This window comes from Paracoccus sp. SJTW-4, assembly GCF_047716885.1.
Lineage (GTDB): Bacteria > Pseudomonadota > Alphaproteobacteria > Rhodobacterales > Rhodobacteraceae > Paracoccus > Paracoccus solventivorans.
In genome coordinates this window covers 485,519-504,728 of sequence record NZ_CP136681.1, presented here as the reverse complement: position 1 = coordinate 504,728, position 19,210 = coordinate 485,519, and the positions used below count along the sequence as shown (strand labels likewise).

Genomic DNA, 19,210 nt, shown 5'->3' with positions numbered 1-19,210 from the left:
ATGAAGAACGAGGCCGCAGCGGCCCGGTCCCGCAGCCGGTGCGGGCGGAGCGGCGCCTATGGTCCCCGTGGGTGGGGAGCCTGCCCGCCTGGCGGAGAGGGTTCGGAAGGGCGCGGCGGCGCTGACCGCCGCCCCCCGGTCCTATTCCTCGGCGTCGCCCTCAGTATCGCCGTTGTCGCCGTTTTCCTGGTCGGCGACGCGGGCGACGGTGACCACCTCTTCGCCCTCGGCGGCGTTCAGCACCCGCACGCCACCGGCCGAGCGCGAGCGGAAGCTGATCCCCTCGACCGGCACCCGGATCGACTGCCCGGTCGAGGTCGCCAGCATGATCTGGTCGTCCAGCGTCACCGGGAAGCTGGCCACCAGCGGGCCGCCGCGCATGGCGCGGTCCATCGCCATCACCCCCTGGCCGCCGCGGCCGCGCACCGGATAGTCGTGGGCCGAGGACAGCTTGCCGTAGCCGCGCGCGGTCACGGTCAGGATCAAATCCTCGGCGGCCGACATCTCGGCGTAGCGTTCCTGGCTCAGCGCGGCCTCGGCCACCGCTTCGTCCTCGTCGGGTTCGGCGCCGTCGTCCAGCGCGCCCTCGACCGCGCGGCGCATCTTGATATAGGCGGCGCGTTCCTCGGGGGTGGCCTCGAAATGCCGGATCACCGACATCGAGACCACGCTGTCGCCCGGCGCCAGCCGGATCCCGCGCACCCCGGTCGAATCGCGGCCCTTGAAGATGCGCACGTCGGTGGCGGGGAAGCGGATCGCCCGGCCCATGGCGGTGACCAGCATCACGTCGTCGTTTTCATCGGCGATGCGGGCGTCGACCAGGCTGACCCCTTCGGGCAGCTTCATCGCGATCTTGCCGTTGCGCATGATGTTGGTGAAATCCGACAGCGCGTTGCGGCGCACGTCGCCGGCCGAGGTGGCGAACACCACCTGCAGCGAATCCCATTCGTCCTCGGGCACGTCCACCGGCATCAGCGCGGCGATCGAGGTGCCGCCGTCGATCGGCAGGATATTGACCAGCGCCTTGCCGCGCGCGGTGCGCCCGCCCAGCGGCAGCCGCCAGGTCTTGAGCCGATAGACCATGCCTTCGGTGGTGAAGAACAGCAGCTCGGTGTGGGTGTTGGCGACGAACAGCGTGGTGACCACGTCATCGTCCTTGGTCGCCATCGAGGACAGCCCCTTGCCGCCGCGGCGCTGGCTGCGGAATTCCGACAGCGCCGTGCGCTTGACATAGCCGCCCGAGGTGATGGTGACGACCATGTCCTCGCGCTCGATCAGGTCCTCGTCGTCGAGATCGCCGGCCCAGTCCACGATCTCGGTCCGGCGCGGCACGGCGAACAGCTCGCGCACCTCGCGCAGCTCGTCCGCGATGATGTCCAGCACCCGCTGCCGGCTGGCCAGGATCGCCAGATAGTCGCGGATCGCGTCGGCCAGCGTCTGCAGCTCGTCGGTGACCTCCTGCACGCCCAGCTGGGTCAGGCGCTGCAGGCGCAGTTCCAGAATGGCGCGGGCCTGGGTCTCGGACAGGTTATAGGTGCCGTCGTCGTTGACCGGGTGCAGCGGGTCGTCGATCAGCCGCAGATATTCAAGGATCTCATGCGCCGGCCAGCGCCGCTGCATCAGCCGCTCGCGCGCCTCGGCCGCGTCCTTGGACGCGCGGATCGTCGCCACCACCTCGTCCACGTTCGACACCGCGACCGCCAGCCCGCACAGCACATGGCTGCGTTCGCGGGCGCGGCGCAGCTCATAGGCGGTGCGGCGGGCGACAACTTCTTCGCGGAAGGTGATGAAATGGCTCAGGAAGTCGCGCAGGGTCAACAGTTCCGGACGGCCGCCGTTCAGCGCCAGCATGTTGCAGCCAAAGCTGGACTGCATCGGGGTAAAGCGGAACAGCTGGTTCAGCACCACCTCGGCGGTGGCGTCGCGCTTGAGCTCGATGACCACGCGCACGCCCTGGCGGTCGGATTCGTCCTGCACATGGGCGATGCCCTCGACACGCTTTTCCTTGGCCAGCTCGGCGATGCGCTCGATCAGCGTGGCCTTGTTCACCTGATAGGGCACGTCGTCGAGGATGATCGCCTCGCGCCCCGCGCGCACGGTCTCGATCCTTGTGCGCGCCCGCAGCACCACCGAGCCGCGCCCCTCGAGATACGCCTTGCGGATGCCCGAGCGGCCCAGGATCACGCCGCCGGTGGGGAAATCCGGGCCGGGCACGATCTCGATCAGCCGCTCGGTCGGCAGGTCGGGGTTCTCGATCAGCGCCAGGGTGGCGTCGATCACCTCGCCCAGATTGTGGGGCGGGATGTTGGTGGCCATGCCGACGGCGATGCCGCCGGCGCCGTTGACCAGCATGTTGGGGAAACGCGCCGGCAGCACCGTGGGCTCGCGGTCCTTGCCGTCGTAGTTGTCCTGGAAATCGACGGTATCCTTGTCGATGTCGGCCAGAAGGAAGGCGGCGGCCTTCTGCATCCGCACCTCGGTATAGCGCATGGCCGCGGCACCGTCGCCGTCCATCGAGCCGAAGTTGCCCTGACCGTCCAGCAGCATCAGCGACATCGAGAACGGCTGCGCCATCCGCACCAGCGCGTCATAGATCGCGGCGTCGCCGTGGGGGTGGTATTTCCCCATCACGTCGCCGACCGGGCGGGCGGATTTGCGATAGGGTTTGTCGTGGGTGTTGTTCGTCTCGTTCATGGCGAACAGGATGCGGCGGTGCACCGGCTTCAGCCCGTCGCGCAGGTCGGGGATGGCGCGGCTGACGATGACCGACATCGCGTAGTCGAGATAGGCGTGGCGCATCTCATGCGCGATATCGACCACCGGCCCGTCATGGGGCATCACCGCCCGCTCGGGCGCGTCGGACTCGGGCGGGGTGGCGCCGTTGCCGCGGTCATCGGTGGGGATCTCGTCTTCGGGGGTGTCGGCCAAGGGGTCTGCCTCAATATCTCGTTGCGCAAACCTCTATCACCCACCGCTAGTGGGTTCAACGGCGACAGGAGCCGGCGACAAGTCTCAGCGCGCCGACCGCCGCAGCGACAGTGCCCAAAGCCCCGCCAGCCCGGCCGAGAGGATCGCGTTCCACGCCGCCATCGACAGCCCCAGGAACACCCAGGCGGGCTGGTCGCAGCGCACCACCTGCGCGCCGCGGATGCGCGACAGCAGCTCTTCGGTCGAGACCGCGCCCAGGTCGCCCAGGCCGCCCGAACAGGCGGCGGGACCGGGCCACCAGGCCTGCTCGACCCCGGTGTGATAGGCGGCGAAGGCGACCGCCAGCAGCGCCGCGATCAGCCCCAGCACCGCCAGCACCCGCCGGAACCCCAGCGCGGCGATCGCCACCGCCAGCGCCGCCGCCGCGGCATGGGGCCAGCGCTGCAGGATGCACAGCTCGCAGGGCGCGAACCCCAGCGCCTGAAAGAACAGCGCCCCCGCCAGCAGCGCGGCCGAGCCGCCCCCCGCTGCAACGGCCAGCATCCGGGGCGAGGGGTTGGTCAGCAGGTCTCGGGTCAGGGGCATGGGGGTCTCGGCCGGCAATGGATCAGTGGGGCCGCCAGGTGGCGACACGGTAGATGTAGACCAGAACCACCGCCGCCACGACCGCCTTTGACAGCGGGTCGATCACTTCCTCGACAAGATGGAAATTGGCCTCGAGCACCAGCCCCGACAGCGTCAGCACCAGCGTCCACAGCAGGCTGCCCAGCACGGTGAAGACATAGAACCGCCACAGGCTCATCCGCGCGATCCCGGCGGGGACCGAGATCAGCGTGCGCACCGCCGGGATCATCCGCCCCAGGAACACCGCCGCGCCCCCCTGCCGGTCGAACCACGCCTGCGCCCGGTCGATGTCCGAGGGCGACAGCGTCATCAGCCGCCCGTGGCGCGCGGCCCAGCGTTTCAGCCGCTCGGCCCCGATCCACCAGCCGACCACGAACCACATGCTGGTGCCGACGACCGAACCCAGCGTGCCCGCGATCACCGTGGGCAGCAGCGACAGCGTGCCGCTGGCTGCCAGATAGCCAGCCAGCGGCATGATCACCTCGGACGGGATCGGCGGGAACAGATGCTCGGCCACCATCAGCAGGAAGATGCCGGGATAGCCCCAGCCCTCGATCACCGAAAGCACCCAGTCGAACATCGCGCCCATCCCCTGCCGTGAATGCGCCCCCATGCCACAGACAAGGCCGCATTCCAAGCAACCCGCCGTCGCCTGTCCCATCTTCTGTCTGGAAATATCCCGCGGGGGTCCGGGGGCGCGAAGCCCCCGGTCGCGCCCCCCGGCGCGGCCGCGCCACGGAACCCCGCCGCGCCGAATGCGGTTGCCCAAGCAAGGCCGCCGCGACATCCTCGGGCAGCGCCGGCCACGCACCGCGAACAGAAGGGACCGACCGATGGAATGGAGAGGGCGCCGCGGCAGCCGCAATATCGAGGATCGCCGCGGCATGGGCACCGCCGGCGCCGGCGGCATCGGCGTGGTGGGGATGCTGGTGGTGCTGGCGGTCGGGTATTTCTTCGGCGTCGACATCTCGCCGCTGGTCGGCGGTCTGTCCGAGCCGCAGCAGACCGCCCCGCGCGAGCTCAGCGCCGAAGAGCGCGAGATCGGGCAGTTCGTCTCGGTCGTGCTCGCCGACACCGAGGAGATCTGGGCCGAGGTGCTGGCGACCCAGGCCGGCATGGACTACAGCGAGCCCAGCCTGGTGCTGTTTTCCGGCGCGGTGCAGTCGGCCTGCGGCGGCGCCTCGGCCGCGATGGGGCCGTTCTACTGCCCGGGCGACCGCAAGGTCTATCTGGACACCGATTTCTTCCGGGTGATGCAGCGGCAGATGGGGGCAGGGGGCGACTTCGCCTATGCCTATGTGATCGCGCATGAGATTGGCCACCATGTGCAGAACCTGCTGGGGGTGCTGCCGCAGGTGAACCGGGCGCGGGCGCAGGCGGGGCCGGCGGACTCGAATCGCCTGTCGGTGCTGACCGAACTGCAGGCCGACTGCTTCGCCGGGATCTGGGCGCGCCACGCCGCCGACCGTTTCGGCAGCATCGAACCCGGGGACGTGGACGAGGCCGTCAACGCCGCCCGCGCCGTCGGCGACGACATCCTGATGGAGAAATCCGGTCGCGCGCCGATGCCCGACAGCTTTACCCACGGCTCGGCCGCCGACCGCAGCGCCTGGCTGTCGCGGGGAATGCGCTCAGGCCGGATCGCCGATTGCGACACCTTCGCCGAGGCCGGGCGCTGAGCTTGCGCGCCTGCGCGCTGCACGGATCAGCGGGGGGGTCCTTGCCCGCCGCCATGGCCGCAGCAAGGACGGGCAGGGCGGGGCCCCATTGCCTCAGCAGGAGTTGCCCCGGCCCGCGTGCCCGAGCGGCGCATCTGCCGGATTATCGGGGCTCCTCGCCCACCGCCCGGTGGTAGCAAGGCAAGGAGAACGTGGCCCATGTCGCAGCAGCTGGCTTCCCCCCCCCGCGGCTGACCGCCGGCCGCGATGGGCACTCAGGGCATCTGCACCCGCGGCAGCCGCGGCGGGCGGTCCTGGGTGGCCCAGTCGGGGACCCAGCCCATCCACTCGATGGCGCCCAGCACCACCACCAGCGCCACGACGATCGCCACCAGCCACACCCGCCCGGCCGAGGGCGGGTTGCGCACCCAGCGCGACATGCGCAGCAGCCAGATCATGTTGTTCATCGCGCGCGACCTCTGCTAGACCGGGGCGGCCGGAAGCAAAGGACCAGCTCTTGCCCAACCACGCCGAAACCCGTGTGCTGCCCCATACCGCGCAGCAGATGTATGACCTTGTGGCGGATGTGGAAAGCTACCCGAAATTCCTGCCGTGGAACGCGGCGGCGCGGATCCGCTCGCGCCAGCCCCGCCCCGACGGCTCCGAGGTGATCGAGGCCGATCTGGTCATCAGCTTCAAGGTGTTCCGCGAACGCTTCGGCAGCCGCGTCACGCTGTTTCCCGCCGAAAAGCGCATCGACACCCAGTATCTGGACGGGCCGTTCAGCCATCTGCACAGCGGCTGGCAGTTCACCGACCGCCCGCAGGGCGGCTGCGAGGTGCGGTTCTTCGTCGATTTCGAGTTCCGCAACGCCATCCTGCGCAAGGTGATCGGGGTGGTGTTCACCGAGGCCATGCACCGCATCGTCCGCGCCTTCGAGGACCGGGCCCGCGCGCTTTACGGCAGCGGCGGCGGGCGCAGCGACGGATCACCCGCCGATTCCCACAGCGCGTAATCCTCGGCCAGCGCCTCGCGCAGCCGCGCGCGGGTCTCGGGCGACAGGCTCAGGTCGGCGTCGGGCGAGACATTGACCCGCCGCAGCGACAGCTCGCAATTCAGCGCGGTCTCGAAATAGCGCAGCAGCTCGTCCATCCGCTCATACTGGAACAGCATGTCGGGGCCGCGCTTGCCCGGCGCGGGCGCGACGAACCCCGACTGCCGCCCCAGCGCCGCATAGGGCGGGCGCTCGTCGGACAGGTAATCCTGCACGAAGCCCTCGAAACTGATGCCGATGGTGCTGTTGGGCTGGCCCAGAGTCTGGGGGCGCTGGCGATAGCGATACCAGCTGCCCAGCCATGAAATCGGCTCGCGCAGCACCGCCGCCACCCGGAAGCGGGGCCCGGGGATATTGGCCAGCAGCGGCTGGATGCGCAGGTTGTACTGGCTCATGGTCAGGTGCTTGATCTCGGGACGGGCGCGCAGCACGATCTCGGCCCGCGGCGCCAGCGCGCCCTCCAGCGCGGTGGTCCCGGTCTTGGGCACCGACAGCAGCACCAGCCTTGGCGCGACGAAACCCAGCATGGGGGACCTTTCCCGGTTGGCTGGCCGCGGTATCCCCCGCGGGCGTGCAGCTTGGCAAGCCCCGGCCACTTGCGGCGCTGGACCTTGGCGGGATGGCGTGGCAGTCCGGTGCCAGCCAGACGCCAGCAGGGAATTGCCGCCATGACGCCTCGGGACCGGGTCTTCGCCGCCATCGACGCCGCCAACGCCGCCGATCCGCGGCTGGAGGGCGACCAGCCGGTCGAGCTGCTCTACGGCCGCCGCATGACCGAGGAACAGCAGCGCCTGTTTCCCGACGCCACCGACGCGCTGGCCATCGCCTGCCGCGGCCAGCATATCGAGCGCTGGCTGCTGCCGCGCAGCGATTATCCCGAGGGCCGCGAGGGGTACCTGACCTGGCGTCGGGACCAGGCCCGCCGCCATGCCGACCGGGTAATGGCGCTGATGCGCGCGGAGGGCTTCCCCGAGGATCAGGTCGAGCACGCCGGCCGGATGCTGCGCAAGGAGGGCATCAAGCGCGACCCTCAGGTGCAGGCGCTGGAAGACGTGGCCTGCTTTACCTTCATCCGCCACTACCTGGGCGATTTCGCCACCACCCAGACCCCGGAATCGCTTCTGGGCATCGTCGCCAAGACCGCCCGCAAGATGTCGCCCGAGGCCCGCGCCCGCGCGCTGGCCGAGTTCCCGATGCCGCCCGAACTGGCGGCGGCCTTCGAGCTGGGGGACGCGCGGTGAGCGTCCCGCTCCCCGCCCCCTGCGAGGGTTGCCGCTGCACCGCCGCACGCTTGCTGGCCAAGGCCGTCCCCGGCAATGGCCCGGTGGCGGCCATCCTCGCCCACGGCCAGCCCGGCGATCCCGGCGCGCTGCAGCCGGAACTCGAGTCGCTAGCCGCGCAGGTGCAGGCGCTGCTGCCGGGCTGGCGCATCCACGGCGCCACGCTGGCCTGCAGGCGCAGCCTGGCGGCGCTGCACGGGGTCGGGTTGGTCTATCCGCATTTCATGGCCGACGGCTGGTTCGTGCGCAGCGAAACCCCGCGCCGGCTGGCGCTGGCGGGGGTCGAGGGGGTGCGGCTGACCGCGCCGCTCGGCCTCGACCCCGGCCTGCCCGCGCTGGGGGCGGCGGTGGCGCGCGAGACCGCGGCGGCGGCCGGGATCGACCCGGCTACCGCCACGCTGGTCGTGGTCGGCCACGGCTCGGGCAAATCCCGCGCCCCGGCCCGCGCCGCCCGCGCCTTCGCCGAGGCGCTGGCCCCCGCCGCCGGCTTCGCCGCGGTGACCGTCGGCTTCATCGAGGAACCGCCGTTCCTGGCCGACGTGGTCCCCGAGGGCCCGGCGGTCTGCCTGCCGTTCTTCGCTACCGGCGGCGAGCATGTCACCGAGGACATCCCGCAGGGCTGGCGCGGGCAGGGCCCGATCGCGCCCCCGATCGGCACCACCGCGGGGGTGGCGGCCCTGATCGCGGCCACGTTGCGGGCCGCGATGGCGGACGAGGCTCGGCAGGGCTGAGAGCGGTCGCCGCGCGCGAGGTCGCAGGGGGGCTGTCTGCCCCCCGTTGCCTGCGGCCTGTTCGGGCTCTGCCCCTGTCTCGCTGAAAACGGTCCACCGGACCGTTTTTCGGGCGTTCGCCAGCCCCGAGGATATTTCCGACCGCCCGAAGCCCTAGAAGCCGCGGGCGCGCAGCAGGCGGGTCAGGCTGCGGTCGATGGCGGTGTAAAGCGTCAGCGACAGCGCCACCACCACGAACAGTGCCGCGAACATCAGGTCGGTCTTCATGCGGCCGTTGGCGTGGATCATCACCGCGCCCAGGCCCCGCGCGCCGCCGACCCATTCCCCGATCACTGCGCCGACCGGCGCATAGATCGCCCCCAGCCGCAGCCCCGAGGCCAGCCGCGGCAGCGCCGCCGGAAAGCGCAGGTGGCGCAGCTCGGCCCAGCTTCCGGCGCCCATGGTCCGCACCACGTCCAGCTGGGCCGGGGGCGGCGCCATCAGCCCGTCGTAAAGTGCCTGGGCCACCGGCACGAACACGATCAGCACCACCATCGCCACCTTGGGCGCCATGCCGAACCCCAGCCATAGGGTCAGGATCGGGGCCAGCGCAAACACCGGGATGGTCTGGCTGACGATCAGCACCGGCCCCAGCGTCCGCCCCAGCCGCGGCGACAGCGCCATCGCCACCGCCGCCGCAACCCCCAGCGCGGCGCCAAGCGCAAGGCCCAGCAGCGTCTCCCACCCGGTCAGCAGCGCCGCCGGCGCCAGTTCCGCGCGGTGGGTCCACAGCGCCGCCGCGACCGACAGCGGCGAGGGCAGCAGATAGGGCGGCAGCCCGGTCAGCCGCACCAGCGCCTCCCACGACAGCAGCGCAAAGGTCAGGGTCAGCAGCGCCCTCATGCCAGCAGCTGCCGGGTCAGGGCGGCCTGCGCGGCCAGCACCTCGGGCGCGTCGTGGCGGCGCGGCACCGGGCCCGGCGGGGCCGGGTGCCCGGCCAGCCCTGCGGGGGTCAGCACCAGGATGCGGTCGCCCAGCCGCGCAGCCTCGGCTGGGTCATGGGTCACCATCAGCACCGTGCGCCCCGACAGCAGTCGCGCCGCCATCTCGCCGATCTGCAACCGTAGCGCCACGTCCAGCGCCGAGAACGGCTCGTCCAGCAGCACCAGCGGCCGGTCCTCGGCCAGGGTGCGGGCCAGCGCCACCCGCTGCCGCTGCCCGCCCGAAAGCTGCGCGGGCAGGCGGTCTTCCAGCCCCGCCAGCCCGACCGCCGCGACCAGCGCGCTGATGCGCGCCGCATCCGCGGCCTCGCCGCGCAGCCGCGCGCCCAGGCCCACGTTCTGCGCCACGCTCAGCCACGGAAACAGCCCCGCATCCTGCCCCATCAGCGCCGAGGGCGCGGTCTCGACCCGACCGCGGAACTCGACCCCGGTCGGCAGCCCGGCCAGAAGCCGCAGCAGCGTGGATTTTCCCACCCCCGAGGCCCCCAGCAGGCAGGTCAGTCGCCCCGGTTCCAGCACCAGCTCCAACGGGCCGAACAGCCCCGGCACCTGACCCAAGACCATGGGGCGCATCTTCTGTCCCCAAATATCCCCGCCGGAGGCTCCCGCCGCGCCGCTCACGCCAACCCCAGCCCCCAGAACGCGACCTCGAGGCGGGTGGCGGTGGCAAAGCGCCGCTCCAGCGCCTGCCAGCGCGGCAGCGCTTCGGGCGCGTCGCCCAGCCGCGCGGCGACGGCGCGGTCGATCAGGGCGCCGGCCTCGCGACAGGCGCGCTGGAAATCCTCGCCGGCATAGGTGTCGATCCATTCGCGATAGGGGGTGTCGGGCGCGGCCTCCTGCGCCAGCCGGGCGCCGATCTCGCCGTATCCCAGCACGCAGGGCGCCAGCGCCGCCAGCAGGTCCAGAAAATCGCCGCTATAGCCCGATTCCAGCACATAGCGGGTATAGGCGAGGTTCTGGGGCGCCTCTTCCGCGGCCTCCAGCGCCGCGGGGGTGATGCCTTCGGCGCCGCAGATGCGGACATGCAGCGGCATTTCCAGGTTGATCAGCGCGTCCACCGTGGCGGCACAGGCGCGCATTTCCTCCAGCGTGTCGGCCTTGACGATCCCCAGTCCCCAGGCGCGGCTGAAATGGATCAGGAAGCGGTAGTCCTGCACCAGATAGTTCAGGAACCCCTGCCGGGGCAGGGTGCCGTCGGCCATTCCCTGCACGAAGCGGTGCCGCACATAGTCGTCCCAATGCGAACCGGCGGCGGCGCGCCAGGCGGTGAAGCAGCGGCCGTAGCTCATTCCTCTGCCCCCGGGTCGATGGCGAACCTTGCGACTGGCCAGATTTCCGGCACCAGTGCGTTTTCGTGCAGGAATGCCTCGAACCGGGCATAGCGGCCGTGGTCCAGCGCCGCGGGCGAAATGGCGAAGCGGCCGAAGGTATCCGCCCAGGCGCTGGTGTTCAGCTCGTCCGACAGGTCGGGGGCGTGGGCGGCAAAGATCTCGCGCGCCTCTTCGGGGTGGTTCAGCATGAACTGCGTCGCGCGCTCAACGGCGCCCAGGAAGCGGTTGATGCGATCGCGGTCGACAGAGTCGGCATTGGCCACATAGATCAGCTCGTCATAGGCGGGCAGCCCCTCTTCCTCGAGGAAGAAACAGCGCCCCTCACCACCCGCCAGCCGCATCTGGGTCAGCTCGAAATTGCGATAGCCGCCGATGGTGGCGTCGACCTGGCCCGACATCAGCGCCGGCGTCAGCGCCCAGTTGACGTTGACCATCTCGACATCATCCAGCGTCATCCCGGCCTGTGCCAGCAGGGCGGACACCAGCGCCTGTTCGACTCCTGCCACGGAATAGCCGATGCGCTTGCCCCTGAGATCGGCCAGCGTCGCCACCGGCCCGTCCGCGCGTACCATCAGGCAGTTCAGCGGCGTGCCGACCAGCGTGCCGACCCGGACCAGAGGCAGCCCCTCGTGCACCTGCAGATGCAGCTGCGGCTGATAGGTGATCGCCAGATCGGCACTGCCGGCGGCGACCAGCTTTGGGGGATCGGCGGGATCGGCGGGGGCGATGATCTCCACCTCCAGCCCGGCGTCGGTGAAATACCCCTGTTCGGCGGCCAGCACGATCGGCGCATGGTCCGGGTTCACGAACCAGTCGAGGATCAGCGTCATCTTGTCCGCGGCCTGCGCGGGAAGGGCGGGGGCCAGCGCAAGCAGCGCGGCAGCAAGCAGATGTCTCATCAATCTCCTCCGGTGGCGATCAGGACGATATCGGGGTGGGCGGGGGCGAGGATCCGCGCCGCCCGCCAGGCCCGCAGCCCCGAGCGGCAGGCGATCACGGCGCGCGCGCCCGCGGGCGGGCGGGGCGGCGCCTCGGCCTGCGCGCGGATGGCGGCGGGATGGACGGGGACCGGGGCCTCGGCCGCGTCGCGCAGGTCGAGGATAAAATCGTCTGCGGCAATTTCGTTTGTGTCGATGAAGCGGAACCCGGATTGCGGCTCGGGGGCGCCGTCAAAGCGGAACCCGCCCCAGCGCAGCCCCGGCGCCAGTGTCAGCAGCCGCCCCAGCGGCGAGGGCTCCAGCCCCAGCAGCAGCTCCAGCGCCATCTGCGCCTGCAGCGTGCCCAGCATGGCCACCACCGGCCCCAGCACCCCGGCGGTGGCGCAGGTGGCGGCGCGGTCGGGCAGGTCGGGAAACAGCGCCCGCAGGCTGGGCGCGCCGCCGCAGAACCCGCCGACATACCCCCCAAGCCCCAGCGCCGAGGCCGAGATCAGCGGCACCCCCGCCGCCATGCAGGCATCCGACAGGATCAGGCCCACCGCGAAACTGTCGGCGCAATCCAGCACCACGTTGCAGCCCTGCACCAGTGCGGCAGCATTGGCGGGCGTCAGCCGCTCGGCCAGCGCCCGCACCTGCACGCCGGGGTCCAGCGTGGCGGCAAAAGCGGCGGCCGAGTCCGCCTTGCCCATGCCCACCCGCCCGGCGTGGATCGGCTGGCGGTGCAGGTTGGGCAGCTCGACCACATCCGCATCGACCACGGTCAGCGCGCCGATGCCGGCGCCGACCAGATACATGATCGCGGGCGAGCCCAGTCCGCCCGCCCCGACCACCAGCACCCGCGCCGCGCGCAGCCGCGCCTGCCCCTCGGCCCCGACCTCGGGCAGCACCATCTGGCGGATGTGGCGTTCTTCATCACCTGCAAATATCCCACGGGGGTCCGGGGGTGTGAAACCCCCGGTCGCGGCGGTGAAGCCCTCGGGCCTGCTCATCCGACCACCTCCAGCCATTCCCGCATCCGCGCCTCGGGGTCCGGGTGCAGGGTGATGTCGGTGACCGCCGCGACCACATCGGCGCCCGCGTCCAGCGCTGCGCGGCCGCGATCAGGGGTCAGCCCGCCGATGGCGACCAGCGGCAGCGCGCCCACGCGGCGCTTCCAGTCGGCCACGCGGTCGAGCCCCTGCGGCGCCCAGGGCATCTTTTTCAGGATCGTCGGCCAGACCGGTCCCAGCGCCACGTAATCGGGGCCGACCGCCAGCGCCCGGTCCAGTTCCGCCCCGTCATGGGTCGAGACGCCGAGTTTCAGCCCCGCCGCTCGGATCGCGTCCAGGTTGGCCCCGTCCAGATCCTCCTGCCCCAGATGCAGCCAGTCGCAGCCCAGCTCGATCGCCAGCTGCCAGTGGTCGTTGACGACCAGAAGGGCGCCCGAGGCGCGACACAGATCGCGAGCGCGGGCGATCTCGGCGCGCAGGGCGGGTTCGGGCATGTCCTTGATGCGCAGCTGCACCATGCGCACCCCGACCGCCAGCGCCCGTTCCACCCAGTCGGCGGACTCGAAGATTGGGTAGAAGCGGGGCAGGGTCATGGTCCGGTTCCTTCCGCGGCGTTGCAGCGGGGGGGTTTCCACCCCCTCCTCGCTGAAAACGGTCCACCGGACCGTTTTCCGGGCGCTCGAAAGCCCCGAGGATATTTTCGGCAAGATGAAAGCGTGCCGGGGGTCGGGGGTGTTGGCTGCGCGGCTCATTGCAGGAACGCCTTGCCGATGACGGGGGTCGAGGGGACGGCCATCTCGCGCGGCTCGATCGGGTCGGCGAGATAGGCGGCGCGGCCGGCCTTAGCCGCCTGCGCCATGGCGCGCGCCATCGCCACCGGGTCGCCGGCCTTGGCGACGGCGGTGTTCAGCAGCACCGCGTCGAAGCCCAGCTCCATCGCGGAGGCGGCATGGCTGGGGCGGCCGATGCCGGCGTCGACCACCAGCGGCACCTCGGGGAAGGCGGCGCGCAGCGCCCGCAGCCCGTGCGGGTTGTTCAGACCAAGGCCCGAGCCGATGGGCGCGCCCCAGGGCATCAGCACCTCGCAGCCCGCGCGCAGCAGGCGCTCGGCGACCGAAAGATCCTCGGTGCAATAGGGGAACACCTTGAAGCCCTGGGCTGATAGCTCCGCCGCCGCCTCGACCAGTGCAAACACATCGGGCGACAGCAGGTCGGAATGGCCGATCACCTCCAGCTTGATCCAGTCGGTGCCCAGCAGTTCGCGGGCCATCTGCGCGGTGGTCACCGCCTCCTTGACGCTGTGGCAGCCGGCGGTATTGGGCAGGATCGCGGCGCCCAGGCCTTCGACCAGCCGCAGGAAATCCTGCCCGCCACCGGCCTCGCGCCGCAAGGATACGGTGGCGATGCCGGCGCCGGAGGCGCGGAACGCCTCGGCCAGGATCGCCGGACTGGGGTATTGCGCCGTGCCCAGCATCAGGGGCGAGGCGATTTCCGTGCCGTAGAAGACCGGCATCTCAGCCCCCCTGCATCGGCGCGACGATTTCCAGCGCGTCGCCGGGCGACAGCGCCGTGTCCGCGCGCGCGGCGGCAGGGACGAAATCGCCGTTCAGCGCCGTCGCCACGCGGGCGTCCCCCATGTCCAGCGCCGCCAGCGCCTCGGCCACCGTCGCGGCGTCCAGCTCGCGCCGCTCACCGTTGATCGTCAGTTTCATGCCAGAACTCCGGTTTGTCGCCCGTATCCACGTGGTCGGCCAGCTGCATGGCCACCGCGGGGGCCAGCAGATAGCCGTGGCGGTAAAGCCCGTTGGCATAGAGCCTTCCGTCCGCCGCACGCCCGATCCGGGGCAGGTTGTCGGGAAATGCCGGGCGCGCGTCGGCGCCCAGCTCGAGGATCTCGGCCTCGCCGAAGCCGGGGTGCAGCGCATAGGCGGCGCTGAGCAGCTCGAGCACCGAGCGCGCTGTCACCACCCCGCGCCGGTCGCTTTCGATCATCGTCGCGCCCAGCATGAAGATGCCGTCGCCGCGGGGCACCAGATAGATCGGCACCCGCGGATGCAGCAGCCGCACGGTGCGCTCCAGCACCACGTCGGGACAGCGCAGTACCAGCATCTCGCCCCGCACGCCGCGCAGGTCCGGCAGGATGTCGCGGGCGGCGAGACCGCGGCAATCGACGATCTGGCCGGGGTCCTCGGGCGGTTCGGTGGCGATGGCGATGCCGCGTTCGGACAGGCGCGATTGCAGGCCCGCCATCGCGGCGCGGGGGTCCAGATGCGCCTCGGCGGCAAAGAACAGCCCGCGGTCGAAGCGGCCGGCAAGGTCGGGTTCCAGCCCGGCCAGGCGGTTGCCGCCGATTTCCTCGTAACCATGGGTGCGGCGGGCAAAGCGGTCCAGTTCCGCCCGGTCGCGCCCCAGCGCCAGCACCAGAGTGCCCTTGCGGGTGACGCCGCCGGCGTTGCGGTCCCACCAGCCGATGGCGGACTGGCCGTGGCGCAGCACCGGCTCCTCGGCGTTCTCGAACTCGCACCATGGCGCGAGCATCCCGCCTGCCCACCAGGAACAGCCCTGGGTGCCGGGGCCCATCGCGGGATCGACCAGCGTCACCGCATGGCCGCGCCCGGCCAGCTCGGTGGCGACGCAGAGGCCCAGCACCCCGGCGCCGAGGATGGTAAAGCCGCTCATTCCTGCCACCATTGATGGAAGTGATGCACCGGCCCGTGCCCCGAGCCGACCGCCAGCCGGTCGGCGGCGCGGATCGCGCCCTGCAGCCAGGCATGAGCGCGGGCAACGGCCGCGGGCACCGCCAGCCCCTGCGCCAGCCCGGCGGCGATGGCCGAGGACAGCGAGCAGCCGGTGCCGTGGGTATTCTTCGTCGTAATGCGGGGGGCGGTGAAATCATGGCGCTCGGGTCCCACCAGCAGGTCGGTGCAGTCGCCGCCCGCGGCATGGCCGCCCTTCATCAGCACCCAGCCGGCGCCGAAGGCGGCAAGGGCGCGGCCCTGCGCCTCGGCCTCGGTGGGGTCCGACGCAACCATGCGGCCCAGCAGGCGGGCGGCCTCGGGCAGGTTCGGGGTCAGCACCGTGCAGCGTGGCAGCAACAGCTCGCGCAGCGCGGCGATGGCGTCGTCCCGGATCAGCCGGTCGCCGGACTTGGCGATCATCACCGGGTCCAGCACGATGGGCAGGCCGCGGCCCGCCAGCGCCTCGGCCACGGCCGCGGTCGCCTCGGCGGTGCCCAGCATCCCGATCTTGACCGCGCCGACGGCGAGATCGTCCAGCACCGCGTCGATCTGGGCGCGGATCATCGCGGGCGACACCGGCTCGACCCCGGTCACCGCACGCGTGTTCTGCGCGGTGATCGCGGTCAGCACGCTGGCGCCATAGACGCCCAGCGCCGAAAAACTCTTGAGATCGGCCTGGATGCCGGCGCCGCCGCCGCTGTCGGACCCGGCGATGGTCAGCGCAATGGCCGTCTGCTTGCCCAAATCGTCTTCCCCCATGCTGGGGCCAGCGCACGAGCGGACGGAAGGGGTATGGCGCCTGGGTGGATGCGCGCTGCCCGTTCCCTTCGCCGGCATGACCCGGATCAGGTTCGATGGGTGCTGTGCCTGGCACATCTCAGCCCCGCGCGGGGCGCCCCAACGAGCGTTGCGTGTAAATATAGCGTCAGCGGCGGCGGACGCAAGCCGGCGTCCTGCGGGCGTCGGCGCCGCAGCGGGGGTTTTCCACCCCCGCACCCCCGGAGGATATTTGGAACCGCCCGAACTCCTGGGTGATTCGGGCGGTCAGAAATATCCTCGGGGGGAGTCGCCGCAGGCGACGGGGGGCAGACAGCCCCCCTGCGGCGGTGACGCGGGCGCCGGGGTTACAGCCCCAGCGCGTCGTAGCTGGCGGCGATGCGGCGGATCGCCACCATATAGGCGGCGGTGCGCAGGTCGGGGATGCGGCTGTCGTTTGCGCGCACCGTCACCATCTGCTGGAACGCCGCCCGCATGGTGTCGTCGAGCCCCGAGCGGACCAGTTCGAGTTCCCCGGCCCCGCGCAGGTATTTCTGCTTGAAGCCCTCGGACAGGGTCCAGCCCAGGTCGCGGTCGGCGGACAGGCGCTCGAGTTCCTCGACCAGCATCTGGTGGCGGTGTTCCTCCAGCCGCCGTTCCAGCCGGCCGAAGCTGATCTGCTGCAGGTTCTTGACCCATTCGAAATAGCTGACCGTCACGCCCCCGGCATTGGCATAAAGGTCGGGGACGATCACCACCCCGCGTTCGCGCAGGATGCGGTCGGCCTCGGCGGTGGTGGGGCCGTTGGCGGCCTCCATCACCAGCCTGGCCTTGATCTGCCCGGCATTGCCGGCGTGGATCGCGCCCTCCATCGCGGCGGGGATCAGGATGTCGCAGTCCAGCGCCAGCGCCGCGGCGGAATCGGCGATGTATTCGCCGCCGTCGAAGCCGCGCACCCCGCCGGTCTCGCGCAGATGTTCGCGCAGCAGCGCGATGTTCAGCCCCTCGGGGTTGATCACCGCCCCGTCGCGTTCCGCGACCGCGATGATGCGGGCGCCGTCCTCGGTCGACAGGAACTGCGCGGCGTGGAAGCCGACGTTGCCCAGCCCCTGCACGACGATGCGCTGCCCGTCGAGCCCGCCGGACAGCCCGGCGGCGGCCAGCACCTCGGGGGTGCGGAACAGCTCGCGCAGGGCGTATTGCACGCCGCGGCCGGTGGCCTCGACCCGGCCGGCGATGCCGCCCAGCCCCAGCGGCTTGCCGGTCACGCAGGCGCGGGCGTCGATGTCCTCGGGGTGCAGCCGCTTGTAGGCGTCGGCCATCCACGCCATTTCCCGCTCGCCCGTGCCCATGTCGGGGGCCGGCACGTTCTGGCTGGGCGAGATCAGGCGCCGCCGCGACAGCTCATAGGTGAAGCGGCGGGTGATCTTTTCCAGCTCGTCCTCGGACCAGTCGCGGGGGTCGAGCGACAGCCCGCCCTTGGCGCCGCCGAAGGGCAGGTCGACCAGCGAGCATTTATAGGTCATCAGCGCCGCCAGCGCCTCGACCTCGTCCTGGTCGACGTTGGACGCATAGCGGATGCCGCCCTTGACCGGCTCGTGATGCTCGGAATGGACCGAGCGATAGCCGGTGAAGGTATGGATACGCCCGCGCAGCCGCACGCCGAAACGCACGACATAGGTCGAGTTGCAGACCCGGATCTTTTCTTCCAGCCCGGGGCCGAGGTCCAGCAGCCGCGCGGCGCGGGTGAACATCTGGTCGACGGAATCGCGGAAGGACGGGTGTTGGAGGGGGGCTGAGTCGTTCATGGTTGCGTCCCTGTTGCGGCGGCGGGGCGCCGCGTCACGGGCGGCGGCCGGTCCCCCTGTTGTGGCAGCGCAGCCCCGCTGCGTCCAGCGATCCGGCTTACCCGCCCGCGGCTGCGGTGGATTTCAACGCCCGCCCGGCGACATAGGTTTCCACCACCGCGCGGTCGTCGCCCATCACCTGCAGGATGAACAGCTCCTGCATCAGGCTGTCCACCTTGTCGTGGCGCAGCCGCATGGCTTGGGTCGCGCGCGGGTCCAGCACCACCAGATCGGCAAAGCGTCCCGGCTGGACGCTGCCGATGCGGTCCTCCATCCCCAGCGCGATGGCATTGCCGCGGGTGGCCCAGTGAAACGCCGCCAGGGGATGCATCCGCCGCCCGCGCAGCTGCGCGATCTTGTAGGCCTCGGCCAGCGTCGCCAGCATCGACCAGTCGGTGCCGCCGCCGATATCGGTGGCAACGCCCGTCACCACACCAGCGGCCCGCATGGCCTGGTCGTCGAACAGCCCCGAGCCCAGGAACAGATTCGAGGTCGGGCAGTGGATCGCCCGCGTGCCGGTTTCGGCCATGCGGGCGGTCTCGCGCCCGCTCAGGTGGATTGCATGGCCCATCAGGCTGCGCGGCCCCAGCAGGCCGAAGCGGTCATAGATGTCCAGGTAATCCCTTGCCTGCGGGTAAAGCTGCAGGGTCAGTTCGATCTCGGCGTGGTTTTCGCTCAGATGGGTCTGGATCGCCATGCCGGGGTTTTCCGCGGCCAGCGTGCCCGCCGCGCGCAGCTGTTCGGGGGTCGAGGTGATCGCGAACCGCGGCGTGATCGCGTATTCCAGCCGCCCGCGCCCGTGCCAGCGTTCGATCAGCGCGCGGCTGTCGTCGTACGAGGACTGCGCGTCGTCCAGCACCGCATCAGGCGCGTTGCGGTCCATCATCACCTTGCCGGCCAGCAGCGCCATCCCGCGGGATTCGGCCGCCGCGAACAGTGCCTCGGCGCTGGCCTTATGGACCGAGCCGAAGGCGCAGGCGGTGGTGGTGCCGTTCAGGATCAGCTGGTCCAGGAACGCCCCGGCCATGCGGGCGGCATGGGCGGGGTCGCGATACTGCGCCTCGATCGGAAAGGTGTGGTCATTCAGCCAGTCCAGCAGCTCGGCCGCCCAGGCCGCGACCACCTGCACCTGCGGGAAATGGATATGCGGGTCGATGAAGCCGGCCATGACGATATGCGGGCGGTGGTCGATTTCCTGCGCCTGCGGGTCCGCGATGTCGCCGTAGTCGCCCACGGCGAGGATGCGGCCGTCCTGCACCAGGATGGCGCCGTTGTCCCAGAAACGATGGTTGTCGTCGGTCTCGGCCGGGTCGGCGTGAAAGCTCAGCACGCGGCCGCGGATCAGGGTCTTCATCA

General features: G+C 71.1%; 21 protein-coding genes and 1 riboswitch. Of the genes, 4 read left to right on the top strand and 17 right to left on the bottom strand.

The window, feature by feature from the left end:
- Positions 1-141 precede the first annotated feature (141 nt).
- The 3 genes from gyrA to RSP45_RS02500 all read right to left on the bottom strand — a co-directional run bounded on the left by gyrA (position 142) and on the right by RSP45_RS02500 (position 4,165).
- Positions 142-2,838: a DNA gyrase subunit A gene (gene gyrA, locus RSP45_RS02510; protein WP_415393981.1), complete on the bottom strand. Its 2,697-nt coding sequence runs from the start codon at positions 2,836-2,838 to the stop codon at positions 142-144.
- A 174-nt stretch (positions 2,839-3,012) separates the two neighbouring features.
- Positions 3,013-3,513, bottom strand: a complete 501-nt coding sequence (locus RSP45_RS02505) for a disulfide bond formation protein B (protein WP_415393106.1) — start codon at positions 3,511-3,513, stop codon at positions 3,013-3,015.
- A 22-nt stretch (positions 3,514-3,535) separates the two neighbouring features.
- The gene (locus RSP45_RS02500; RefSeq protein ID WP_415393105.1) at positions 3,536-4,165 is read right to left on the bottom strand and encodes a DedA family protein; all 630 of its coding nucleotides are present in this window, start codon (positions 4,163-4,165) and stop codon (positions 3,536-3,538) included.
- Positions 4,166-4,385: 220 nt separating this feature from the next.
- Between RSP45_RS02500 and RSP45_RS02495 the strand changes: the two genes are divergently transcribed.
- Positions 4,386-5,231, top strand: a complete 846-nt coding sequence (locus RSP45_RS02495) for a neutral zinc metallopeptidase (RefSeq protein ID WP_415393104.1) — start codon at positions 4,386-4,388, stop codon at positions 5,229-5,231.
- A 254-nt stretch (positions 5,232-5,485) separates the two neighbouring features.
- Here RSP45_RS02495 and RSP45_RS02490 read toward each other — a convergent pair whose 3' ends face one another.
- Positions 5,486-5,677 carry a hypothetical protein gene (locus tag RSP45_RS02490; protein ID WP_415393103.1) on the bottom strand — a complete coding sequence of 64 codons (192 nt, stop codon included), beginning with the start codon at positions 5,675-5,677 and terminating at the stop codon, positions 5,486-5,488.
- A 50-nt stretch (positions 5,678-5,727) separates the two neighbouring features.
- Here RSP45_RS02490 and RSP45_RS02485 point away from each other — a divergent pair, with 50 nt between their 5' ends.
- Entirely contained in the window at positions 5,728-6,225 is a 498-nt protein-coding gene (locus RSP45_RS02485; RefSeq protein WP_415393102.1) for a type II toxin-antitoxin system RatA family toxin, read from the top strand.
- Here the strand turns inward: RSP45_RS02485 and RSP45_RS02480 are convergent.
- Positions 6,168-6,791 (bottom strand): gamma-glutamyl kinase, encoded by a 624-nt coding sequence (locus RSP45_RS02480; RefSeq protein ID WP_415393101.1) that lies wholly within the window; start codon positions 6,789-6,791, stop codon positions 6,168-6,170. The two genes, RSP45_RS02485 and RSP45_RS02480, sit on opposite strands and share 58 nt — an antisense overlap.
- 141 nt (positions 6,792-6,932) lie before the next feature.
- Between RSP45_RS02480 and RSP45_RS02475 the strand changes: the two genes are divergently transcribed.
- Together RSP45_RS02475 and RSP45_RS02470 are read left to right on the top strand one after the other, a co-directional pair.
- On the top strand, positions 6,933-7,505 hold the full coding sequence (locus tag RSP45_RS02475; protein WP_073066064.1) for a DUF4202 domain-containing protein: 573 nt from the start codon (positions 6,933-6,935) through the stop codon (positions 7,503-7,505).
- The gene (locus tag RSP45_RS02470) at positions 7,502-8,275 is read left to right on the top strand and encodes a sirohydrochlorin chelatase (protein WP_415393100.1); all 774 of its coding nucleotides are present in this window, start codon (positions 7,502-7,504) and stop codon (positions 8,273-8,275) included. Before RSP45_RS02475 ends, RSP45_RS02470 begins: the two co-directional genes overlap by 4 nt.
- A gap of 153 nt (positions 8,276-8,428) precedes the next feature.
- Here RSP45_RS02470 and RSP45_RS02465 read toward each other — a convergent pair whose 3' ends face one another.
- The 12 genes from RSP45_RS02465 to guaD form a co-directional block, all read right to left on the bottom strand.
- Complete coding sequence (locus tag RSP45_RS02465) at positions 8,429-9,157, bottom strand: ABC transporter permease (RefSeq protein WP_415393099.1); 729 nt, start codon at positions 9,155-9,157, stop codon at positions 8,429-8,431.
- Positions 9,154-9,828 carry an ABC transporter ATP-binding protein gene (locus tag RSP45_RS02460; RefSeq protein ID WP_415393098.1) on the bottom strand — a complete coding sequence of 225 codons (675 nt, stop codon included), beginning with the start codon at positions 9,826-9,828 and terminating at the stop codon, positions 9,154-9,156. The genes RSP45_RS02465 and RSP45_RS02460 overlap by 4 nt, the downstream gene beginning before the upstream one ends.
- A 44-nt stretch (positions 9,829-9,872) precedes the next feature.
- Positions 9,873-10,544: a thiaminase II gene (gene tenA / locus RSP45_RS02455; protein ID WP_415393097.1), complete on the bottom strand. Its 672-nt coding sequence runs from the start codon at positions 10,542-10,544 to the stop codon at positions 9,873-9,875.
- The gene (locus tag RSP45_RS02450; protein WP_415393096.1) at positions 10,541-11,485 is read right to left on the bottom strand and encodes an ABC transporter substrate-binding protein; all 945 of its coding nucleotides are present in this window, start codon (positions 11,483-11,485) and stop codon (positions 10,541-10,543) included. Before RSP45_RS02450 ends, tenA begins: the two co-directional genes overlap by 4 nt.
- Complete coding sequence (locus tag RSP45_RS02445) at positions 11,485-12,513, bottom strand: HesA/MoeB/ThiF family protein (RefSeq protein ID WP_415393095.1); 1,029 nt, start codon at positions 12,511-12,513, stop codon at positions 11,485-11,487. The genes RSP45_RS02450 and RSP45_RS02445 overlap by 1 nt, the downstream gene beginning before the upstream one ends.
- Positions 12,510-13,106, bottom strand: coding sequence for a thiamine phosphate synthase (locus RSP45_RS02440; protein ID WP_415393094.1), 597 nt, complete (start codon positions 13,104-13,106; stop codon positions 12,510-12,512). The genes RSP45_RS02445 and RSP45_RS02440 overlap by 4 nt, the downstream gene beginning before the upstream one ends.
- A 155-nt stretch (positions 13,107-13,261) precedes the next feature.
- Positions 13,262-14,026 (bottom strand): thiazole synthase, encoded by a 765-nt coding sequence (locus RSP45_RS02435; protein ID WP_415393093.1) that lies wholly within the window; start codon positions 14,024-14,026, stop codon positions 13,262-13,264.
- Between the two features lies 1 nt (position 14,027).
- Complete coding sequence (gene thiS / locus RSP45_RS02430) at positions 14,028-14,225, bottom strand: sulfur carrier protein ThiS (RefSeq protein WP_415393092.1); 198 nt, start codon at positions 14,223-14,225, stop codon at positions 14,028-14,030.
- Positions 14,203-15,192, bottom strand: coding sequence for an FAD-dependent oxidoreductase (locus RSP45_RS02425; RefSeq protein ID WP_415393091.1), 990 nt, complete (start codon positions 15,190-15,192; stop codon positions 14,203-14,205). The genes thiS and RSP45_RS02425 overlap by 23 nt, the downstream gene beginning before the upstream one ends.
- Positions 15,189-16,010, bottom strand: coding sequence for a bifunctional hydroxymethylpyrimidine kinase/phosphomethylpyrimidine kinase (gene thiD, locus RSP45_RS02420; protein WP_415393090.1), 822 nt, complete (start codon positions 16,008-16,010; stop codon positions 15,189-15,191). The genes RSP45_RS02425 and thiD overlap by 4 nt, the downstream gene beginning before the upstream one ends.
- 46 nt (positions 16,011-16,056) lie before the next feature.
- Positions 16,057-16,161, bottom strand: a riboswitch (TPP riboswitch).
- A 214-nt stretch (positions 16,162-16,375) separates the two neighbouring features.
- Positions 16,376-17,815 carry a Glu/Leu/Phe/Val family dehydrogenase gene (locus RSP45_RS02415; RefSeq protein ID WP_415393089.1) on the bottom strand — a complete coding sequence of 480 codons (1,440 nt, stop codon included), beginning with the start codon at positions 17,813-17,815 and terminating at the stop codon, positions 16,376-16,378.
- 97 nt (positions 17,816-17,912) lie between these two features.
- On the bottom strand, positions 17,913-19,208 hold the full coding sequence (gene guaD, locus RSP45_RS02410) for a guanine deaminase (protein WP_415393088.1): 1,296 nt from the start codon (positions 19,206-19,208) through the stop codon (positions 17,913-17,915).
- Between the last annotated feature and the right edge of the window lie 2 nt (positions 19,209-19,210).

Excerpts from the sequence above, each read along its gene's own strand:
- gyrA (WP_415393981.1), bottom strand. The coding sequence starts at position 2,838 with ATGCCCCATGACGGGCCGGTGGTCGATATCGCGCATGAGATGCGCCAC.
- RSP45_RS02505 (WP_415393106.1), bottom strand. The coding sequence starts at position 3,513 with ATGCCCCTGACCCGAGACCTGCTGACCAACCCCTCGCCCCGGATGCTG.
- RSP45_RS02500 (WP_415393105.1), bottom strand. The coding sequence starts at position 4,165 with ATGGGGGCGCATTCACGGCAGGGGATGGGCGCGATGTTCGACTGGGTG.
- RSP45_RS02495 (WP_415393104.1), top strand. The coding sequence starts at position 4,386 with ATGGAATGGAGAGGGCGCCGCGGCAGCCGCAATATCGAGGATCGCCGC.
- RSP45_RS02490 (WP_415393103.1), bottom strand. The coding sequence starts at position 5,677 with ATGAACAACATGATCTGGCTGCTGCGCATGTCGCGCTGGGTGCGCAAC.
- RSP45_RS02480 (WP_415393101.1), bottom strand. The coding sequence starts at position 6,791 with ATGCTGGGTTTCGTCGCGCCAAGGCTGGTGCTGCTGTCGGTGCCCAAG.
- RSP45_RS02475 (WP_073066064.1), top strand. The coding sequence starts at position 6,933 with ATGACGCCTCGGGACCGGGTCTTCGCCGCCATCGACGCCGCCAACGCC.
- RSP45_RS02465 (WP_415393099.1), bottom strand. The coding sequence starts at position 9,157 with ATGAGGGCGCTGCTGACCCTGACCTTTGCGCTGCTGTCGTGGGAGGCG.
- RSP45_RS02460 (WP_415393098.1), bottom strand. The coding sequence starts at position 9,828 with ATGCGCCCCATGGTCTTGGGTCAGGTGCCGGGGCTGTTCGGCCCGTTG.
- tenA (WP_415393097.1), bottom strand. The coding sequence starts at position 10,544 with ATGAGCTACGGCCGCTGCTTCACCGCCTGGCGCGCCGCCGCCGGTTCG.
- RSP45_RS02450 (WP_415393096.1), bottom strand. The coding sequence starts at position 11,485 with ATGAGACATCTGCTTGCTGCCGCGCTGCTTGCGCTGGCCCCCGCCCTT.
- RSP45_RS02445 (WP_415393095.1), bottom strand. The coding sequence starts at position 12,513 with ATGAGCAGGCCCGAGGGCTTCACCGCCGCGACCGGGGGTTTCACACCC.
- RSP45_RS02440 (WP_415393094.1), bottom strand. The coding sequence starts at position 13,106 with ATGACCCTGCCCCGCTTCTACCCAATCTTCGAGTCCGCCGACTGGGTG.
- RSP45_RS02435 (WP_415393093.1), bottom strand. The coding sequence starts at position 14,026 with ATGCCGGTCTTCTACGGCACGGAAATCGCCTCGCCCCTGATGCTGGGC.
- thiS (WP_415393092.1), bottom strand. The coding sequence starts at position 14,225 with ATGAAACTGACGATCAACGGTGAGCGGCGCGAGCTGGACGCCGCGACG.
- RSP45_RS02425 (WP_415393091.1), bottom strand. The coding sequence starts at position 15,192 with ATGAGCGGCTTTACCATCCTCGGCGCCGGGGTGCTGGGCCTCTGCGTC.
- thiD (WP_415393090.1), bottom strand. The coding sequence starts at position 16,010 with ATGGGGGAAGACGATTTGGGCAAGCAGACGGCCATTGCGCTGACCATC.
- RSP45_RS02415 (WP_415393089.1), bottom strand. The coding sequence starts at position 17,815 with ATGAACGACTCAGCCCCCCTCCAACACCCGTCCTTCCGCGATTCCGTC.
- guaD (WP_415393088.1), bottom strand. The coding sequence starts at position 19,208 with ATGAAGACCCTGATCCGCGGCCGCGTGCTGAGCTTTCACGCCGACCCG.